The sequence below is a fragment of the Ruegeria sp. BB10 genome, from assembly GCF_056535725.1.
Window position 1 is genome coordinate 89,548 of sequence record NZ_JBQFIW010000002.1, and the last position, 17,845, is coordinate 107,392.

Consider the following 17,845-nt stretch of genomic DNA (forward strand, 5'->3'; position numbering starts at 1 on the left):
TGAATACTCCTGACCGCGCATGACAGATCAAGTGAATTAGGAGGAAAACATGACATCACAACAATCTGCCATGCGTCGTTCAGGATGGATCCTGATTGGAGCGGGAGTGCTTTTTGCATTGGCAGGGTTATCGATACTGCATCCCGTCGCCCACCTTTTCCTTAAGGTTGCCTATTGGCCGACGCAGGAGGTTGCGCCCGACATGGCGATACCGTCGCCATTGCTATTGGCCATCACCGGTGGGCTGACCGTCGGGCTCGGCGGAATGTCATGGGCATTAGGTACATATGTTGCGCCAATTTCCCCGGCTGCGGCTCAAAGAGTAACCTGGGTTGCAACATGGTCCTGGTTTTGCACCGATAGCACTTTCTCAATCCTGGTTGGTGCGCCGTTCAATGCGGTGCTTAATCTGACATTCCTGGTCCTACTTCTGGCTTCTTGTCGAAATCGTCGTTGATTGAACTGAATACGGTATGGTGGTTTGTAGCGGCTTTGAGGGAGTCGAAGCCACTTATCTGTACCACCATCAATCCCTCTAGAGTCCTGAAATATCCACGTAGACTACGTAATCAGCCACTTTTCCCTCTTGCAGGCCAAGTCGTGTGGCGAATGGGACTTCATGCTCGCTGCTGTCCTTGCGTGTATAGTGGACCGTGCCGTCGCAAAACACAGTGCTACCACTGGACCAGATGCCGGTTATCGTATGACGCATGGCGGCGATGGTCTGAAAGAAACTTTCGTTGGCATGCTCAACAGGCCCGCGCCCGTTGATCGGGTCGAAATTCCCGAGGCGAAATGTAACGCCCTCTGTCAAATAGCTAACGACGTCGCTGGCGTTCATTGCGTCGACGGCCGCATAGAGTCCGGCAACCAGTGCTGTATGGGGCGAGCTGTGTTCGGCGGTGATCTGCATCCTTGTTCTCCTTGGCAGATGATTGGAAAGATGTGACATTCAGCGGCACATGGGCCAGTGTTTTGGACACAAGACGCCAGAAGTGGTTGAGGCGGATGTGCCCGTTGGTTATGGCCAACCCAAAAAACAGCACCGCGAGCGCGGCGACCAATGTGAGGTGTATTGGTTCGTCAAAGGCCAGAGCCCCGAAGCCAATGCCGAAAAGAGTGGCGAAATATCCGACCTGAGCAAATCCGACGCCATCGGTGCGCCGCTGGACTTCGAAAGTCAGCACATAGCTGAGTGCGGTGATCAGTCCGATCCCGGTTAACGCGGCAATCGGTCCAGGACTTGGCATCGAACCGGCCGCGATCTGACCACTTACAATGATCGGAAGACCGATCAGCAACAGTTGAAGCCCCAGTGTTCCGGCCGCCAGCGCTATGGGATCAGCACCCTGCGGGTAGGCCCGACTGCGAAAGACATTGCCCATTGCCAGCAGGAGAGGACCCGCCAGCGCAGCGGTGATCCAGCGCGGCGCAACGCCCGACAGGTCAAAGCCGCTATGGGTGGCAAAGCTGATGCCGACCAACCCGATCAGGATTCCGATCAGCCGGTATGAGGGTAACATTCTCTTTTCGACCAAGGCCGTGATCGCGAAAGTGAAAAGCGGCGACAGTGTAACCAGCGCAGAGTAGAAGCCGGTCGAGACGTAGCCTAGTACTGTAAAGCCGATCAATGCGGGACCGCTGATGCCCAAAATCCCCGCCCCCAAGTAGTAGAACAGGTACTTGCGATGCAGTGGCGGGCGGTTACCGGTGATCGCAACGATGGTGAATAGAACAACGCTCGCGACCAGAAGTTGCCAGAACAAAGCTTGCAGTGGCGCGCTACCTGCTATGGCTACATATTTGGACAATGTAAAACTGACCCCAACCAGCGCACCGATCGCGATGATCAGGGCGGTCGGCGGAAGGCCTGTGGCAAAGCGGGGCATCACGCGGCACCCTTTGTCAGATCTGCAATGAAATTCGTCGACTCCGGCCCGATCGGGATGATGCCACTCGGGTTGATGTGGCGGTGGCTGAGAAAATAGTGGGCGCGGATATGCTGCAAATCGATGGTTTCAGCGACGCCCGATATACTTGATACGTCCGTCAGGTAACGCGAAAGGGCCGGATAATCCGAAATCCGTTTCCAGTCGATCTTGAAATGAGTCACATAGACCGGATCGAACCGCAGGAGCGTCGGAAAGAGTTTCAGGTCAACCTCAGTCGGCGCCGCTCCAGCCAGGTATCGCCGCGTCATCAGCACTGCTTCTACGGTATCCAGCCCTGCATAAAGCTGATGGATCGCCTCGTCATATGCTTCCTGCGTGGTGGCAAAACCGACGCGATAGACACCGTTGCGAATGGGGGCCTGGATCATTTCAGCCAGCCGATCGATCTCAGCGGCGAACTCGGTTGGATAGAGGTCCGGAATGGCCGCGTCGACGAAGGCAGTGTCGATCATCCGCATGATGTCGGCGGATTCGGCGCTGATGATCTGACCGCTTTGCTTGTCTAACAGCACCGGGACCGAAATCGCGCCGGTATAAGAGGGCACAGCGCGTTGGTAGACCTGATAGAGGTAATGATCACGTGGCACACCGGCGGACTCGTCAAAGTCGGATTGGTTGATGACCCAACCGTCCTCAGACATCACCGAGTCCAACCAGGTTATGCTAATTACCTCGCGCAGCCCCTTGAGTGCCAATACCAGGTCGACACCATGACACCATGGGCAGGCCTTGGACAAATAGAGGTGATAGCGGCCAGACGCGGTCGGAAAGTCTGCCTCAGCGTCCGAACTGATCCAGCCGCGAAAGGAACTGGGCAACCGGTGAAAGCGCCCGTCGGATTGCGCTGGCTTGTCGCGCAGAATTCCGTTGATGAGCATTTTGGGCATGGCCGTCTCCATCCAACATGTGTTGAGGACGACCTAATGTGTTTCCAATGGCATGATAATTGGCTATCAAGTTTACATTAGGGTGAGAAAAAGTTGACTATACGAGAGAAACATGATCGAAATCGGCGCTATCCCCGTATTTGTCGCTGTGGCTGAATGCGGCGGTTTTGCTGCAGCTGCGCGGCGATTGGGGATCACCAAGTCAGCCGTCAGCAAGCGGATTGGCGCACTGGAAGCGCATCTTGGCACCCAACTGTTTCATCGCTCGACGCGCAGCATCTCGCTGACCGAAGCCGGTGAAATCTACCTGACGCATGCAATACAGGCGCTTGGATCGGCGCAGGAGGCGGAAGACGCGGTTGCGGCCGTTCAGGGTCACCCGGTCGGACACCTGAAGATCAGTGCGCCCATGTCCTTTGGACGGCTGCATATTGCACCGATGCTCACCGAGTTTCTGACCACTTATCCTGATATCACACTGGACCTGACTATGGATGACCGGGTCGTTGATCTGGTCGATGCGGGGTTGGACATGGCCGTTCGGGCCGGCACCCTGCCTGACTCTGCCATGATCGCGCGTCGGCTGGCGCCTATCCACAGTGTCCTTGTCGCCGCGCCGGATTATCTATTGCGGCGGGGTAATCCACAGCAACCTGAAGACTTACTGACGCACAACTGCCTTCACTATGCCTATTCACGCGATCCGATGGAGTGGGTGCTGCATGGACCACATGGTGAACTGCGGGTACGCACCAAAGGCACTCTGCGCATCAACAATAGCGAGACGCTTTGCGCTGCCTTGCTTGACGGACTTGGTATTGGGCGGTTGCCGACCTTTGTGGCGGGTGCTCATTTGGCCACCAGCGATCTGGTCCGGGTCTTGCCGGATTACGCATTTCCGGAACAGGCGCTTTATGCCGTATTCCCCGAGCGACGCCATATGCCAATGAAAGTTCGCGCCTTTGTGGACTTCCTCGCCGAACGGATCGGGAAGGACAGACCGTTCTGGGATACCGAAGCGAGGCTTGATGCCTAAAGTTGCCGTCATTGATTATCGCGATCGTTACGCTTGGCGCAAAAAGCGACTTAGCACGCGCGGTAATTGACTTCTATTGCGGTCCAGGAGGCAGCGGACCGTGAGCCTGATCAAAGAGTAATAGGGCGCGTGTTATTGGCCAGCACTGATGAGGCCAGAGATCGCACGGGAAGGGGGGATTGGCATCGTTGAGAGCAAAATACCGAGTGCTGCGGGACCCGCAAATGACGGTTTCCGTTTGAAGGTTGTCTGCCGACCCGGTTCTTGCTCATTCGATATTGGCCGCCCGACAAGCACAGGAAACGGATCGCTCAGCACGGATGTTTTTTCTTAACTGACTGGCATGCAGAAACTGAAAGGCATGACCATGGAACTGAAAGACAAAACGATCATCATCAGCGGGGCGAGCAGCGGAATCGGTGCAGCCGCAGCGCTTTTGTTTGCATCAGAAGGGGCAAACGTCGTTTTGGGCGCGCGTAGAGAGGCGCGGCTGAAGTCAATTGTTGAGCAGATAGAGCAAAGCAATGGGCGCGCCGTTTATCTGGCAGGTGATGTTCGCGATGAGGCATTTGCCAAGGGCCTGGTTGACTTGGCAGAACAACGGTTTGGTGGCCTCGATGGCGCATTCAACAATGCAGGCATTGTGGGTGATATGAGTCCAATTCCGGAAATGGAACTAAGCAACTGGCAGTCTGTCCTTGCAACCAACCTTACCAGTGCATTCCTTGCGGCCAATGCCCAGCTTCCCGCTTTGCAAAGACGTGGCCGTGGGTCAATCGTCTTTACGGGAACATTTGTTGGCTTCAGCAACGGCGGCATGCCGGGCATGGCGGCGTATGCTGCATCGAAAGCAGGACTGATAGGATTTACACAGTCGCTGGCATCGGATCATGCGGCGCAAGGCATTCGCGTCAATACAGTTCTGCCGGGCGGAACAAAGACTGACATGGCGGGTGACGACCCGGCGACGCACGACATAATCGCGGGTTTACATCCCGTTAAGCGTATGGCTGAACCGACCGAGATCGCTCAATCAGCCTTGTTCTTGTTGTCGGACCGAGCAAGCTTCGTGACTGGCTCTCCGTTAGCTGTTGATGGTGGTATGGCGACACGCCTGCTTTGAATACCTGCTGTTGGTCGCTTCATGGTCAACGACAGCTGTGTCCACGTTTCCGGCGGGGCGGATCAAATGTCTGCCACCGCATGTTCACTCCGAACCCACATGTTCAATTAGCCAAATCGCAGCAAGAGATTGGCCTATTGCTTGGTGGTTGCAATCAGTCTGAGCAGGCGCTTTCATCGCTTTTGAGTGGCGGCGGAACGCGACGCAAACTCCATGAGGCGCCTGAACTTTGGGCAATCCATATGGGTCTCTGCCGGACAATCCGCCACGTGACGCAACGCATCGCGTAGCCGGGTGAGACCACGGATTTGTTCATCAAGAGTATCTGCGCGCAGGTGCAATTCAGGGCGTGGCAATTGCGGAGTGCCATCATTGGCGAACATGTCCTTGATCTCAGCAAGTGAGAATCCCGCCATTTTTCCTAAAGAGATCAAAGCAAGCTGCGTCGCGACGCGTATCTCGAATTGCCGTCGAAGCCCATTCCTAGCGGCGGACTGGATCAGCCCGATCTCCTCATAATAGCGCAGTGTTGAGGGGGGACGCCGCTCCTTTTGGACAGGACGCCAATATCAAGAAGTTTCATGGTTGACCTCAAGTCGACTTTAAGTGGCAGGATAGCTCCTCACTGGCACATGAGACAAGAGAGTTTACGATGACTGATACGGTGCAGGCGCAATCTTCCATTCCCATCCTGATAACTCTCGCTGCAGCGACATTGCGCGACAACCATAATGTGCAGATAGCCTGAAATGAGGTTATCCACTTTGAATTGGCACTTGAAAAGAGCTTGTCGGAACGATCAAGTACCAAGAACAAAAGCGAATTCCGAGACTTCACCATGGCGTTCGCCAATGTTCTGATGAGATCAATCCGGCTCGGCCGCGCGCCTATAGACCTCTTTTCTAGTGTCGCCTACCCGGCACAACCAAACCCTCGCAGCATCACCTCAATGGAACGGCCTTACCGCGCTTCTTCGATTGCCGTACGCCGAAAAACTCACGGTTTGATCGCAACCACTCTAAAACGCCGAACAAACCTGTTTTCTATCAGAGGCGTATACGAGAAGCGTTAGGGCAGGGCACCTTTGATGCAAGAACTAAGATCCGAGCTCGAGCCGGAGCAGAACAATGAACTTGATCGGCTAATACTGCGGTTCCCGGCAAAGTGGTTTTGAAAACACAGGGCGGAAAACGGACTTTCGCAGCGAGTGCGAACCAATGAGGGCGCTTGCAAGAAAGCCGACATTCAAATTGTGAACATTTCAGAATCCAAGCTGCACCATCGTAAGTCGGCTCTTAACCCAAATGCTTACTAAAACTAGCGTATAACTGACTTGCAGGTTGTTTGCGGAGGAGATTATCAACACTAAAACTTTTAGGTTTGCGGCATGGAAATGGCTCTCGAAAACAATCGAATTGACTCTTTGATTGCTTGGCATTCGGTTAGCTTGCAATGTTGCGTGGCAGCTCTTTAATCGGAAAAGGACCTCCCATGTCTCGACTTTCAAAACGCAGAGATTTTGCCATCGAAGTTTGTGAGGAGGCTGGGGCAATTGCCGAAGAGTATTTCGCAGATCGGGGTAATCTTGTCGTTGATCAAAAAGGCGCTCAGGACTGGGTTAGCGAGGCGGATAAGAATGTTGAAACCTTTATTCGTCAGAGGATTGCAGAGGCGTTGCCCAATGACGGAATTTTCGGTGAAGAGCACGGCGCCACTGTTGGTAAGAGCGGTTTTGACTGGGTGATTGACCCAATTGATGGGACAACAAATTTCGTCAACGGCATACCTGCATGGACTGTTGTTCTGGCTGGCGTCACGGAAGGTCATACTGAGATCGGTGTGATACGTGATCCAAATGTGGATGAGACCTTTGTAGCGATGCGCGGAGAAGGTGCGACGCTTAACGGATCACCAATGCGCGTCTCGTCAGGGGTGTCGCTGTGGGACGGAACAGTCGCCGTGGGATATTCGAACCGGATTGAGACCCGGCATGTTTTACCTATTGTCGAGAATTTAATCGAGCACGGGGCTATGTTTCACAGAAACGCCAGCGGAGCGCTATCATTGGCCTACGTCGCTGCTGGGCGACTCTTGGGATACATGGAAGAACACATGAATGCCTGGGATTGTCTGGCTGGGCAATTGCTGGTCTCGGAAGCGGGTGGCATTGTTGAGGATCAGAACGCCGATGTGATGATCCGCGAAGGTGGGCGCGTAATCGTGGGTACACCAGATGTGTTCGAGACCTTGGTTGAAATCGCAGAGAACGCTTGGAACGACTAGGGTCTATGCCAACGAAACCCAGCCCGAATAGGGTTTGAGTGTCAATAGATCTGCCTGCCAGAAATGGCCTTGTGAGGGCTGATCGTACTTGCGGTCTATCGAACAATCCGAGAGTGCGCACCACAGCAATGTGCCGACCGCGCCGTGTGTCACGATTGCAATATCTCCGGCGCCATGCATTTGGACAATCTCGGTGACTGTACGATAAATACGAATCTGCGCCTCGACAGCTGTTTCCCAACCGCGATAGCGCGTTTCCGGTTGAGCAAAGAAAGCATCAGCTGCTGCCTCGAATTCGTCCCGAGGCAAATAACCGGTGCCGCTGCGGTCGTTCTCACCAAGACCCAAGTGGTAGTTTACAGGTAGCGTTCGGGATGCGGCAAGAATCTCGCCTGTTTCGCGGGCCTTTCGCTCGCCACTGGCCCAAATTTGCGTGACTTTCGATAAGACTTCATTGGATGCAAATTCAGCAGCGCGTTTGCGGCCCGTCGCACTCAAGCACCACTCTGTTATCGGAATGACCGGATCGATAGAGACCTCGGGGTGTGTTATGATTGTGAGAGTCGGCATTTAGTCAGGCAAAAGCACGGGCCCTTTGTCAGCAAAACCCATCATGATTTCAGTGCCGGGTTCTAGCGGTACATCGACATCATCTTGAACGGCAAAAACCTGACCGAATGCACCTTTCAATGTGTATTCCATCCGAACGCCAACATAGGTCGCCTTGGCCACTGAGGCTGGAATACCTTGATCCGAACCGATCACCAAACGTGAGGGTCGCACGGCGATGGTTGCCGGTCCTTCGGACAGACCGCGGCGTGGCAGCGTGTGGCGGTAGCCTTCGACTTCTATGGTCGCCATATCGCCATCAATACTTACGATTTGGCAGCTCAGAAGGTTTGCCTCACCTATAAAATCGGCGACAAACCGGTCATTCGGCGCATCGTAAAGCTGGCGCGGAGTGCCTATTTGAGCGATCGCTGCGTTACGCATAACAACTATCTCGTCCGAGACTGCCAGTGCCTCTTCCTGATCATGGGTAACGTAAACAACTGTTAAGCCTAGGTCTTGCTGAATTGCCCGAATATCTTCACGAACTTGACGGCGAAGCTTGGCGTCGAGGTTGGATAGCGGCTCGTCGAACAACAGCACTTGCGGCTCAAGAACCAGTGCGCGCGCGACGGCGACACGCTGCTGCTGGCCGCCCGATAACTCTGAGGGAAGGCGGTTGTCGAACCCCTGAAGGCCAACCAGCTCCAAACCATGCAAGGCGCGACTGCGGGCCTCGTCCTTCCCAAAGCCCGAGAATGTAAGGCCATACTTCACATTCTCCAACACGCTCATATGAGGGAACAACGCGTATGACTGAAACACCATAGATACATCACGGTCGGTGGCTGGCAGTTTGGTCACGTCCCGATCACCGATCAGGATCTTGCCCGAACTTGCCATCTCCAACCCTGCAATCATGCGCAGTGTCGTTGTTTTTCCGCAGCCTGACGGGCCAAGCAGCGTAACGAGCTTTCCTGCGTCTACGTGAAGGTTGATGTTATCGACGGCGACCACATCCTTGCCGAACACTTTCGAGACGTTCTCAAACCGTACCGGGGCGGCCTTGGAACCGATTTTGGTGTCGGTCATGGCGATGTCTCCGTTCCGTGCTGGGTGCGTCGACCAATCTGAACCCGGCCAACGAGAAGTTGCAATAAGCCGACCGTCGCGAGCATCACGAAGATCAGCGTCGTCGAATAGGCGATAGCAAGGCCATAGTCGTTATTCTCGACCCGACCGATGATATAGCTGGTTGCCATGTCATACTCTGCGCTGACTAGAAAGATGACGGCTGAGATTGCCGTCATGGCACGAACAAAACTGTAGACAAGTGCAGCAAGTATCGCAGGGCGCAACAGCGGCAGGATGACATTCCGGAACGTCTGCCACGAGTTTGCGCCAAGGGTCAGCGAGGATTCATCAAGGCTGCGGTCAAGCTGTGACATGCTCGCGATGCCAGCGCGAACACCAACTGGCATATTGCGGAAGATGAAGCTGACAACGAGGATGACACCTGTGCCGGTGATTTCGATTGGCGGAACGTTGAAGGCAAGGATGTAGCTAACGCCAATTACCGTGCCGGGGATGGCGAAGGACAACATTGTTCCAAATTCGAAAGCGTTCTTGCCTGCAAAGCTTTGCCTGGTCAGCAGATAGGCAGTTACTAGCCCAACAGCGGCAGTCAATGGCGCTGCTATGGCCGCGATGGTTATTGTGGTCCAGAAACTGTCCCAAGCGGCTCCGGTCCAGCGTATACCCTCTTCTTCGAAGCGGACTGAGAATGCAGTGATGTAGTGCTTGATCGTCAGCGAATTATTGACTCCCCACAGCTCAACCACACTGCCGTAGATGATCATTGCATAGACAACAATGGTGAACAGCGCCCACCCCAAAGCGATGAGCAGAACCGGAACCGATAGGCCCGTTGGCATTAGAGGATGCACCCCCGCATCACCCTTGCCGGTGACGGTAGTGTAGCTCTTCTTTCCCAGCCAGACACGCTGCGCGTAAAAGGCGGAAAGGGTAAAGAACAGCAGCACCATTGCCAGAACCGCAGCACGGCCTTGATCGTACTGAGCGCCGACAATTGCGAAGAAAATCTCAGTCGACAGCACGTCGAAATTTCCACCCAATACAAGCGGGTTCCCAAAGTCGGCCATGCTTTCGATGAAGCCCAGAAGAAATGCATTTGCAAGACCGGGCCGCATCAGGGGTAGAGAAACCGTTTTGAACGTCTGCCATCTGCTGGCCCGCAGGGTCTGGGCCGCTTCCTCCATCGAAGGTGAAACACCTTCCACCACGCCTATTAGTACGAGAAATGCAATGGGAGTGAACGCGAGTGTCTGCGCGATCAGAATACCTGGCATTCCGTAAAGCCAGCGTGTCGGTTGTGTGCCAAATAGCTCGGCAAAGAACCGGGTTACAGAACCGGACAAGCCAAAAAGTAGGATAAGCGCCAAGCCGATCACGAATGGCGGGGTGATTATTGGAAGAACAGTCAATGCTCGCAGCGCCCGCTTATAGCGAAAGCCTGAGCGCGTCACGACCAACGCGAAGCACAGACCCAGACCCGTGGTGATGACGCCAACAAGGATGGCTAGGAACAGTGAATTCCACGCAGCACCGCATCGCGCACCTTGTAAACACCCCAATCCCCACAACCGGTCGTCGAAGAACTTCGAGAAGAAAACCGCAATGGAATAAGCGCCGTCTTCGGTGATGAAAGCAGCAAAAAGCATCTTGGCGATGGGGAAAAAGACAAAAGCGGTAACGATGGTAATCACACCGCCAATAGCGCTTACGACGAAGACATCACCATTAATAGCACCCCTCGCCGCGATACCTTGAGTGAGCAGGAACAGAAAGCTTGATGCGCAGATCATCGCGCCATAGCCCATTCCGAACTGACGGTCGCCAAGCTCACCAAACAACGCATCCAACCAATCGAAGTTGAAGCCTCTGATACCGATGCTGAACCCCTGAGCGATCAGCCAGCCGAACCCCAGCGCTCCGGACAGTATCAGCATACGGGCGTAAAGCGGATCAGATTTGGTACGCTTCAACACCAAAAGCGGCAGGGCGAGGGCGATAAGGAGCGGAGCGAGCCACAGCTTCTCACCTTGTCCAATCAAAAACGCAGCGGGGGCATAATCCTCATCGAACGGGTAGCCGTCCACGAGCCACCCGAACGACCATAGGCCGCCGTCGACCATGTACCAGGGCAGCAGGCAGAATCCGACCCACCCGGCGATGATCCAGAAGATTAGGACCGGATGGGTCGTTTTTGATGTAGTGTCAGCCATTTACTGCGGCAGAACCGAAACCTCTTCATCCCATTTCTGCAACAGACGCTTCCGTTCGTCTGAGGAGCCATATTTTTTGAAGTCATAGTCGATCAGCTTGATCTGACTCATGTCAGGCGCGCTATCCGAAGTTTCCGCGCCCTTGTTCGATGGCACCTGAAACGCGTTAACCTGAAGAGCAAGGTTTTGAGCTTCGGGCGACAGGGCCCAGTCATAGAACTTCTTCGCTTCTTCTTCGTTACGAGCCCCGTCTATAATCGACATTGAGCCAATTTCGTAACCGGTGCCTTCGCATGGCGCGACGACTTTGATCGGGAACCCCGAAACGGCCTGCTTTACGGCGTCATGCATGAAGACGATACCAATCGTGTTCTCGCCACGACCGGCGGCCTTGATCGGCGCCGAGCCGGACTTGGTGTACTGGTTGATATTCGAGTGCAGGCCCTTCATGAACTCAAAGCCTTCATCCTCGCCGAAGATCTGCACCATTGAGGCCAGCGTCGTATAGGCCGTACCCGACGAGTTCGGGTTCGCCATCTGAACGTGTCCTTTGTATTCGGGCTTCAAAAGATCCTTCCAGCAGGCAGGTTCGGGCAGGTTGTTTGCAGCGACAAGGTCGGCATTGTAGCCATACCCAAGCGCGCCTGAATAGATGCCGATCGTCTTGTTGCCAGCACTTTCAGCCTGAGATATCGCCCAATCATGAAGCTGGTCGCGCATTGGGGACATGTACTCCATCGTCAGGCCTTCTTCAGCGGCCTGCAGATGCGGGTCGCCCGTACCACCCCACCAAACGTCACCTTTCGGGTTCGAGCTTTCGGCACGGATTTGCGCAAATGTCTCGCCCGAGGACTTTCGGGTCATGTTAACGTCGATGCCAGTTGCATCTTCGAAGCTACGTGCCATCAGTTGACACCAATCCTCTTGAGCTGAGCAATAGAAAGTCAGCTTATCGGCATGCGCTGCGGACAATGACGCGGTCAAGGCAATCAGTGATCCCACGGCAGTGGATGTCAATTTCTTCATTATTTTTCCTCCCTTAGGGTTTAATTCGTCCGGGTTTCCCGGATCTATTTTGCCCTTCCTCATGCAGCCTTACGAAATTTTTCTTAGAGTGTTGAGGCTTCCTAATTATCTGTCAAAACCTTTGGAAAATGCGTCCGGATACTTTTACAACCACCAACTTCACCAAGAGAAAACCAACGATGCGCCCGGCCTTTCTTTTTGAAATTGATCAGCCTGCGTATATTGCTCTGTCCCCTGAAATCTTTGATGTCAGGTGAATTTTCACTACGAAATGAGGATTATGCAACAAAAAATATTGCAAAATGCCCGAAACCCCACAAAATTGAGCTTTGACAATATTCGAGTCGTTGAATGTCCAAAACCGATACGCGCGGTAAGAAACCTGAAAAAAGTCCTGGTCGGGTAAAAAAGTCCGACAGACGCCAGCAAATCCTGCTGGAATTGAAACTGCGCCCGCACGTTCGCATCAACGAGTTGGCACAGCGTTTCAACGTTTCGAATGAGACCGTGCGCCGGGATTTCGAAGCCCTGTCCAATGAAGGCCTGATCGCGCGTGCGCACGGTGGGGCATCAGCCCCAGTGCAAGGGCATTACCCAAGTCTGGAAGAACGGACCGGCGCACAGATCGAAGAGCGCGAGCGGATAGGTATCAGCGCGGCGGAGCTTGTTCAGGACGGCGAAACGGTCATGGTCGATTCCGGCTCGACGACTGTCGAGATGGCACGCGCGCTGGCATTTCTCGATATCCATTGCACGGTGATCACGAATTCAATCCCCGTAGCGATGACCCTTGGCCATGGTACTGCCCAGGTCTTGCTGTGCCCCGGAGAATACCTGGCAGCTGAATCTGCAACGATCGGAACCGAGACACTGGAATTCCTGTCTCGTTTCAACGTTGACAGGTGCATGATCGGTTCTTCGGGTTTCTCAGTAGAAGGCCCGTCAGAGACGGTAAGGGGCTTTGCGGCGATCAAGAGGATGATGCTGACGCGTGCTGCGAAACGCCACCTTCTTATCGATTCCGGGAAATTTGGTCGCAAGGGTCTGGCTCAGGTAGGCGATCTTGCCGAGTTGGATTCCATAGTCACCGACACAAAACCAACTGGGGAACTGCTCAATGTAATAGATGGTGCCGAGGTCGATATTCTCGTCGCCGGTTAAGAACGAAAAGGAATGACAAACAGCGGCTGATAAAAGCCGCACATAACTGGGAGGAAAACATGAAGATTGACATCAAACTATTGGTTGGGGCTTCCGCAATTGCGCTATTGTCGCTGTCGGGGACAGCCTCGGCGCAGGATTGTCCACGCGGTGACCTAGATGAGCGCTTTTGTGACGCCGATGGGGATCTGATCGCGGATATTCCAACAGATGCCTCCGAGCAAATTGATCCAGACACCTTGATTTTTGCATATACGCCAGTCGAAGACCCCGCCGTTTACAAAACCGCATGGTCAGACTTTCTTGAGCATTTGAAGGCGGAAACCGGCAAGGACGTCGTCTTTTTTCCGGTTCAGAACAACGCAGCTCAGATCGAAGCGATGCGTTCGGGGCGTCTGCATATTGCGGGCTTCAACACCGGTTCCAACCCACTGGCTGTAAACTGCGCCGGGTTCCGGCCATTCACGATCATGGCTTCGAAAGACGGTAATTTTGGCTATGAGATGGAGATTATTACCTTTCCTGGTTCGGGCATCGAAAAGGTTGAGGACATCAAAGGCAAGCAACTGGCCTTTACGTCCCCCACATCCAACTCAGGTTTCAAAGCGCCATCAGCAATTTTGAAGAGCGACTTTGATCTTCTGCCGGAACGCGATTTCGAACCTGTCTATTCGGGCAAGCATGACAACTCGATCTTGGGCGTGGCCAACAAGGATTACCTGGCGGCTTCGATTGCCAATTCGGTTAAATCACGGATGATCTTGCGTGATGTCATCAACGAAGACGACGTTGTTACGATTTATAAATCGCAGACTTTCCCGACCACAGGATTTGGCACCGTTTACAACCTGAAGCCCGAGCTGCAGGAGAAAATCCGCAATGCTTTCTTCAATTTTGACTGGGAGGGCACGACACTTGAAGCTGAATTCTCGAAGTCGAACGAAGGCCAGTTTCTTGAAATGACCTATCAGGAATTCTGGGATGTCATTCGTAAAATTGACGCAGCAAATGGCGTCTCCTACGCCTGCCAGTGACTCTTGGCCAATACTGCGGGCCCGAAAGGGCCCGTTATTCAACCTAATCTGGGGCATTTTATGCTGCGTCTTCAAAAGCTGACGAAAACATACAAGACCGGAGATCAGGCGCTAAAGGCCATCGATCTTGAGGTGCCCAAAGGACAGGTGCTTGCGTTGATCGGACCCTCGGGTGCAGGCAAGTCGACCATGATCCGCTGTATTAACCGCTTGGTCGAACCCACAAGCGGCGGCGTCCTTCTGGATGATGTGGACCTGACAAAACTCGGCTCGGGCGCTTTGCGGAAAGCGCGCCGCGAAATGGGCATGATTTTTCAGGAATATGCCTTGGTAGAACGCCTCACAGTGATGGAAAACGTATTGTCGGGACGGCTGGGATATGTGGGATTCTGGCGCAGTTTCCTACGGCGATATCCGCAGTCGGACGTTGACGAGGCTTTCCGCCTGCTTGATCGGGTGGGGTTGTTACACATGGCTGACAAACGCGCCGACGAGTTGTCAGGGGGGCAACGCCAAAGGGTCGGCATCTGCCGCGCCTTGATTCAAAACCCAAAATTGCTGCTGGTCGACGAGCCAACAGCATCGCTCGACCCGAAAACCAGCCGTCAGATCATGCGACTTATAACCGAGCTGTGTCAGGAGCGCGGATTGGCGGCGATCATCAATATCCATGACGTGGCACTTGCCCAGATGTTCGTTCCTCGCGTCGTGGGCCTCCGCTTTGGCGAAATCGTCTATGATGGTCTTCCAACAGGCCTTACCCCCGAAAAGCTGACCGAGATTTATGGGGAGGAAGACTGGGAAGCGACCATCGAAAAAGTGGACGAAGATGAAGATGTCGAGGCTGCAGAATGAGCCATCGAGAGTTAGACGACGTGCTGGGTAAAGGCTGGCGCAAGCCTGCCTTTGTTAAAAACGCATTGCTCCGCTGGGCATTGCTCGTGGGTTTCTTCGCTTATCTGATTGCGGCCTTCATGACCATCGATGTTGATTGGGGCCGTGTCTATGAAGGGCTGGATCGAGGGTGGGCATTTGTACTTGCGTTTACCAGCCCGGACTTCGTTTCGCGGTGGTCAGACATTTGGAGCGGTCTTCTGGAGAGTATCATTATGACCGTGGCTGCGTCGGTCGTGGGTATCTTGATCTCGATCCCAATAGGGTTGGGCGCAGCACGAAATATCGCCCCTTTACCAGTCTACATGATTTGCCGGGGCATTGTTGCCATCAGTCGAGCCTTGCAAGAAATCATCGTGGCCATTTTGCTGGTGGCTATCTTCGGTTTTGGTCCGCTGGCCGGATTTCTGACCCTTTCCTTCGCCACCATCGGATTTCTCTCAAAACTTTTAGCCGAAGACATCGAAGCGATGGACAAGGTTCAGGCCGAGGCAATCAAGGCCTCTGGCGCGCGTTGGCCGCAATGGATCAACTATGGCGTTCAGCCGCAGGTTATGCCGCGACTTGTGGGCCTTTCCATGTACCGGATCGACATCAATTTTCGAGAAAGCGCAATTCTTGGTCTGGTCGGTGCCGGCGGGATTGGCGCGACGTTGAACACTGCGTTCGATCGATATGAGTACGACACAGCGGCGGCCATTCTCATCCTGATCATCGGGATCGTCATGGCACTTGAATACCTTTCGGGAATTATCCGCGCGAGGGTTCAGTAGTGCCTGTTCTTGAACAAAACGATACGCAGATCTGGCGCAGACGGACGACGGGTCAAAGTCTTGTTCGCTGGTTTGGCTGGCTTTTGGGTGTGGCTGTCTTTGTTTATTGCTGGCAGTTCATTTCGGAATCGACGACCTGGTTTTTCGTTTGGGATGCCCCCCGCATTGCCAACGATATCTGGACCCGCGCAACGCCTCCCAAATGGGATTACATCACACAGCTGGGCCGCCCGATTTGGGATACGCTGAACATTGCCACCCTAGGTACTATCATCGCCTTGTGCATGGCAGTGCCGGTTGCCTTCTTGGCCGCGCGCAACACCACACCGTCGACATTGTTCATTCGACCCATAGCTTTGTTGATCATTGTCTCGACCCGCTCTATCAACTCGCTGATCTGGGCGCTTCTATTGATCGCAATTATTGGCCCAGGCGTCTTTGCAGGTGTTATTGCAATTGCCATCCGTTCAATCGGGTTCTGCGCAAAGCTTCTGTATGAAGCCATAGAGGAAATTGATCACACTCAGGTCGAAGCGATCACGGCGACCGGTGCGTCGCGCTGGCAGGTCATGGCTTACGGGATTGTTCCACAAATCCTGCCCGCTTTTGCAGGCATTGCCGTTTTTCGTTGGGACATAAATATCCGCGAGTCCACGGTTCTGGGCCTGGTTGGTGCCGGAGGTATTGGATTGCAACTGTCAGCTTCGCTCAACGTTCTGGCTTGGCCACAGGTCAGCCTGATCCTGATTGTAATTCTCGTCGCGGTTTTGATCAGCGAATGGGTCTCGGCAAAAGTTCGAGGGGCGATCATTTGACCGGGTTCTCTGCGCAGGAGGCTTTCGATGCCTATGAAGCTGTACGACATCGCCTTCCGGAAGCCAGACCTACTGAAGTGACATATCGTCAGGTTGAAACGCTTGATGACATAGCTCATGAGTTCGATGTATTCCTCCTCGACGCCTTCGGGGTTCTTAATATAGGTGACACGGCAATCCCGGATACACCGGATCGGGTCAGGTCGCTGAAAGCCGCCGGCAAACGTGTTTTGGTCGTTTCAAATGCTGCTGGGTTTCCTCACACAACTCTGTTGGAAAAATATTCTAGGCTTGGTTATGACTTCGCGCCCCGAGACGTGATCACCAGCCGGGCCACGTTGCTATCAGAAATAAACGGTCAAAGTGGGTTGCATTGGGGCTTGATGGCGACCCCCAGTGCCGGTCTTCGCGATTTGGAAGGGCTGAAACTATCCTACCTCGAGGATGACCCGAAGCCCTACGAAACCGTTGACGGGTTTCTAATGATAGGATCAGCGGTTTGGACTGAATCGCGTCAAGCTATGCTAGAGACGGCCTTGCTTGAACGGCCTCGTCCGGTAATGGTCGGCAACCCTGATATCGTCGCGCCCCGCGAGTACGGGTTTTCAAAAGAGCCCGGTCTTTTCGCGCACCAGCTGGCAGACCGGACAGGTGTTGTTCCTCAGTTCTTTGGAAAGCCTTTCGCCAACATCTATGATCTTGCTTTCCAACGTCTCGGGCACATCGACAGGTCCCGGGTTCTGATGGTTGGCGACAGCCTGCACACCGACATTCTGGGCGCATCCAGCGCTGGCATAGATTCGGCACTCATTTCAGGATATGGGTTCTTCGCAGGGCATGATGTTGAAGCAGCGATCAAGAAGGCGGGGATAGTGCCAAACTTTGTAGTAGGCCGGCCTTGAGTTTAGAGCATTCGTTTTCGATAAGTATCCCGTTCAAATCGAATGTCCTGCAAGCCCGCATTTCGAACATGCTGAGCATGGAAATACTGCGCTGTGCACTAACGG

General features: G+C 53.9%; 18 protein-coding genes and 1 pseudogene. 10 read left to right on the top strand and 9 right to left on the bottom strand.

Features of this window, described 5'->3' with window-relative positions; all coding sequences use genetic code 11:
- The first annotated feature begins 49 nt into the window (after positions 1–49).
- A complete protein-coding gene (locus ACR3EP_RS19465; RefSeq protein ID WP_480639109.1) occupies positions 50–457 on the top strand; it encodes a hypothetical protein in 408 nt (135 codons plus the stop codon).
- Between the two features lie 78 nt (positions 458–535).
- Here ACR3EP_RS19465 and ACR3EP_RS19470 read toward each other — a convergent pair whose 3' ends face one another.
- The 3 genes from ACR3EP_RS19470 to ACR3EP_RS19480 are packed head-to-tail and all read right to left on the bottom strand — an operon-like array spanning position 536 to position 2,839.
- Entirely contained in the window at positions 536–841 is a 306-nt protein-coding gene (locus tag ACR3EP_RS19470; RefSeq protein ID WP_480639110.1) for a nuclear transport factor 2 family protein, read from the bottom strand.
- Positions 819–1,889 (bottom strand): DMT family transporter, encoded by a 1,071-nt coding sequence (locus ACR3EP_RS19475; RefSeq protein ID WP_480639111.1) that lies wholly within the window; start codon positions 1,887–1,889, stop codon positions 819–821. The genes ACR3EP_RS19470 and ACR3EP_RS19475 overlap by 23 nt, the downstream gene beginning before the upstream one ends.
- Positions 1,889–2,839 (bottom strand): glutathione S-transferase family protein, encoded by a 951-nt coding sequence (locus tag ACR3EP_RS19480; RefSeq protein ID WP_480639112.1) that lies wholly within the window; start codon positions 2,837–2,839, stop codon positions 1,889–1,891. Before ACR3EP_RS19480 ends, ACR3EP_RS19475 begins: the two co-directional genes overlap by 1 nt.
- A 112-nt stretch (positions 2,840–2,951) precedes the next feature.
- On the opposite strand from ACR3EP_RS19480, the gene ACR3EP_RS19485 reads away from it, so the two are divergent.
- Together ACR3EP_RS19485 and ACR3EP_RS19490 are read left to right on the top strand one after the other, a co-directional pair.
- Positions 2,952–3,875, top strand: coding sequence for a LysR family transcriptional regulator (locus ACR3EP_RS19485; protein WP_480639113.1), 924 nt, complete (start codon positions 2,952–2,954; stop codon positions 3,873–3,875).
- Between the two features lie 367 nt (positions 3,876–4,242).
- Entirely contained in the window at positions 4,243–4,998 is a 756-nt protein-coding gene (locus ACR3EP_RS19490; protein WP_480639220.1) for an SDR family oxidoreductase, read from the top strand.
- A 173-nt stretch (positions 4,999–5,171) separates the two neighbouring features.
- On the opposite strand, the gene ACR3EP_RS19495 is transcribed toward ACR3EP_RS19490, so the two are convergent.
- Both ACR3EP_RS19495 and ACR3EP_RS19500 read right to left on the bottom strand, forming a co-directional pair.
- Entirely contained in the window at positions 5,172–5,414 is a 243-nt protein-coding gene (locus ACR3EP_RS19495) for a MerR family DNA-binding protein (protein WP_480639114.1), read from the bottom strand.
- An 18-nt stretch (positions 5,415–5,432) separates the two neighbouring features.
- Positions 5,433–5,525 (bottom strand): annotated as a pseudogene (locus tag ACR3EP_RS19500) (helix-turn-helix domain-containing protein); the annotation flags it as partial.
- Between the two features lie 964 nt (positions 5,526–6,489).
- On the opposite strand from ACR3EP_RS19500, the gene ACR3EP_RS19505 reads away from it, so the two are divergent.
- Positions 6,490–7,281, top strand: a complete 792-nt coding sequence (locus ACR3EP_RS19505) for an inositol monophosphatase family protein (protein WP_480639115.1) — start codon at positions 6,490–6,492, stop codon at positions 7,279–7,281.
- Between the two features lie 3 nt (positions 7,282–7,284).
- On the opposite strand, the gene ACR3EP_RS19510 is transcribed toward ACR3EP_RS19505, so the two are convergent.
- From ACR3EP_RS19510 to ACR3EP_RS19525, 4 genes are all read right to left on the bottom strand, one after another.
- Positions 7,285–7,779 carry a histidine phosphatase family protein gene (locus ACR3EP_RS19510; RefSeq protein ID WP_480639116.1) on the bottom strand — a complete coding sequence of 165 codons (495 nt, stop codon included), beginning with the start codon at positions 7,777–7,779 and terminating at the stop codon, positions 7,285–7,287.
- Between the two features lie 72 nt (positions 7,780–7,851).
- Entirely contained in the window at positions 7,852–8,922 is a 1,071-nt protein-coding gene (locus ACR3EP_RS19515; protein WP_480639117.1) for an ABC transporter ATP-binding protein, read from the bottom strand.
- Positions 8,919–11,135, bottom strand: coding sequence for an ABC transporter permease (locus tag ACR3EP_RS19520; RefSeq protein WP_480639118.1), 2,217 nt, complete (start codon positions 11,133–11,135; stop codon positions 8,919–8,921). The genes ACR3EP_RS19515 and ACR3EP_RS19520 overlap by 4 nt, the downstream gene beginning before the upstream one ends.
- Complete coding sequence (locus ACR3EP_RS19525) at positions 11,136–12,161, bottom strand: ABC transporter substrate-binding protein (RefSeq protein WP_170352083.1); 1,026 nt, start codon at positions 12,159–12,161, stop codon at positions 11,136–11,138.
- Between the two features lie 351 nt (positions 12,162–12,512).
- On the opposite strand from ACR3EP_RS19525, the gene ACR3EP_RS19530 reads away from it, so the two are divergent.
- The 6 genes from ACR3EP_RS19530 to ACR3EP_RS19555 are packed head-to-tail and all read left to right on the top strand — an operon-like array spanning position 12,513 to position 17,740.
- On the top strand, positions 12,513–13,322 hold the full coding sequence (locus ACR3EP_RS19530; protein ID WP_480639119.1) for a DeoR/GlpR family DNA-binding transcription regulator: 810 nt from the start codon (positions 12,513–12,515) through the stop codon (positions 13,320–13,322).
- Positions 13,323–13,381: 59 nt separating this feature from the next.
- Complete coding sequence (gene phnD, locus ACR3EP_RS19535; RefSeq protein WP_170352081.1) at positions 13,382–14,356, top strand: phosphate/phosphite/phosphonate ABC transporter substrate-binding protein; 975 nt, start codon at positions 13,382–13,384, stop codon at positions 14,354–14,356.
- 60 nt (positions 14,357–14,416) lie between these two features.
- Entirely contained in the window at positions 14,417–15,211 is a 795-nt protein-coding gene (gene phnC / locus ACR3EP_RS19540; RefSeq protein ID WP_170352080.1) for a phosphonate ABC transporter ATP-binding protein, read from the top strand.
- Complete coding sequence (phnE, locus tag ACR3EP_RS19545; RefSeq protein WP_480639120.1) at positions 15,208–16,023, top strand: phosphonate ABC transporter, permease protein PhnE; 816 nt, start codon at positions 15,208–15,210, stop codon at positions 16,021–16,023. Before phnC ends, phnE (ACR3EP_RS19545) begins: the two co-directional genes overlap by 4 nt.
- On the top strand, positions 16,023–16,838 hold the full coding sequence (phnE, locus tag ACR3EP_RS19550) for a phosphonate ABC transporter, permease protein PhnE (protein ID WP_170352078.1): 816 nt from the start codon (positions 16,023–16,025) through the stop codon (positions 16,836–16,838). Before phnE (ACR3EP_RS19545) ends, phnE (ACR3EP_RS19550) begins: the two co-directional genes overlap by 1 nt.
- Positions 16,802–17,740, top strand: coding sequence for an HAD-IIA family hydrolase (locus ACR3EP_RS19555; protein ID WP_480639121.1), 939 nt, complete (start codon positions 16,802–16,804; stop codon positions 17,738–17,740). The genes phnE (ACR3EP_RS19550) and ACR3EP_RS19555 overlap by 37 nt, the downstream gene beginning before the upstream one ends.
- Positions 17,741–17,845: the final 105 nt, after the last annotated feature.